The 1,646-nt window shown below is 42.3% G+C and carries 2 protein-coding genes; one reads left to right on the top strand and one right to left on the bottom strand.

What is annotated here, in order from left to right; all coding sequences use genetic code 11:
• A partial coding sequence (locus tag QZL69_RS09985) for a nitrilase-related carbon-nitrogen hydrolase (protein ID WP_291519276.1) occupies positions 1-221 on the top strand: 221 nt, incomplete at its 5' end.
• Positions 222-506: 285 nt separating this feature from the next.
• Here QZL69_RS09985 and QZL69_RS09980 read toward each other — a convergent pair.
• Positions 507-1,346: an aldo/keto reductase gene (locus QZL69_RS09980; RefSeq protein ID WP_022215066.1), complete on the bottom strand. Its 840-nt coding sequence runs from the start codon at positions 1,344-1,346 to the stop codon at positions 507-509.
• Positions 1,347-1,646 lie beyond the last annotated feature (300 nt).

The raw sequence follows: 1,646 nt of genomic DNA, 5'->3' as shown, positions 1-1,646 counted from the left end.
TTCAGAACAGTACCATCATTGCCATGTGCAATCGTGTCGGTGCAGAGGGAGATATGGATTTTTCCGGTGAATCGATCGTTGTTGATGCGAATGGAAATGTACTTGCAAAAGCAGATGATAAAGAACAGATTTTATATGTTGATATCGAGCTTAAAGCCGCATCTGCCATAAGAGCAGTGCAGCCTTATACTCAACTTAGAAGAACTGAATTTTATGAATAAATGGATTTATTTCTTACCCCAATTCGCCATGCTGTTTCCCTGCTGTTCGGAGAATCCTCTGTGTCCATGGACAGGGATTTTATCAAGGGCTGTTTCCAGTGCCTGGAATTCTGCATCGGACAGCTCTACGTTTCAGGAACCGAGGTTTTCGAGGATTCTTCCCTGGTTCTTGGATCCAGGGATCGGGACTACATTTGGATATTTCGGAGATACTTCAATATTTCTTAATCTACGCTTTTCCATCGTTTTCGTCCCCTTTCACCAAAAAAATTTCTCTTATAAATCTTACAGAATAGACATAAACCACTCTACTGTTTTTGGATCATAATGTGAGAAGAACAGGCTTTCTCCACCATCCAGTTTCTCAATAGCAGCCATCTCTTCTGCTGTCAGGCTGAAATCAAAGAGGTCAAAATTCTGCTGCATTCTGTCCTTATGAACAGATTTCGGAATAATGACCACATCGCTCTGGAGCAGGAAACGCAGAGCTGTCTGCGCGGCAGTCTTTCCGTATTTCGCACCGATTTCTGTAAGAACCGGATTAGTAAACATATCCTTGCGGCCTTCTGCAAACGGTCCCCAGGATTCAATCTGGCAGCCGTATTTTTTCAGATATTCTTTTGCAACTTTCTGCTGCTGGAATACATGTGTTTCGATCTGGTTTACAGCCGGTTTTATTTCTGCAAAATGCTGGATATCAAGGTAACGGTCCGGCCCGAAGTTGGATATACCGATCGCACGGATCTTGCCTTCTTTGTAAAATTCCTCCATTGCACGATAGGTTCCGTAGTAATCACCAAATGGCTGATGAATCAGCAGAAGATCCAGATATTCTGTCTGCAGTTTTTTCATGGATTCTTCGATAGAAGCTCTTGCTTTCTCATAACCGGCATTTGTGATCCATACCTTGGTTGTCAGGAAAAACTCTTCTCTTGGCAGACCGCATTCACTGAGTGCTGCTCCTACACCTTCTTCGTTATAATAAGCCTGTGCGGTGTCGATGCTGCGGTATCCTACCTCGATTGCATCCAGTACGCAGCGTTTTGTATCTTCCGGCGGTGTCTGATAAACACCATATCCAAGTTTCGGCATTTTGATTCCGTTGTTCAGAGTAACATATTCCATGATCTTTACCTCCAATTTTCTGAAATGTGATTGTTCATTTTGCTTGCTGTAACTATATAATTTCTAATTACGGTAAATCCTTTTTCAATTTCTACTTTACAGTTTCTTCCCGAAAATGTACACTATTTATATCGCAATCTGCTTTTCATAAAATGAAATGTAAATCAGGAGGACGAGTATGCTGGATCTGTACGAACTGGAACAATTTGTGGCTTTCGCAGAGCTCGGAACGCTGTCCCGTGTTGCAGAGAAATTCCATATCTCAACACCATCTATCACACGTTCCATGCAGCATCTGGA

The sequence above is a fragment of the Blautia sp. CAG:237 genome (genome assembly GCF_000436615.1).
In the GTDB taxonomy this organism is placed as follows: domain Bacteria; phylum Bacillota; class Clostridia; order Lachnospirales; family Lachnospiraceae; genus Blautia_A; species Blautia_A intestinihominis.
The sequence above is the reverse complement of the archived record's forward strand: the minus strand, read 5'-3'. Positions and strand labels throughout refer to the sequence as shown.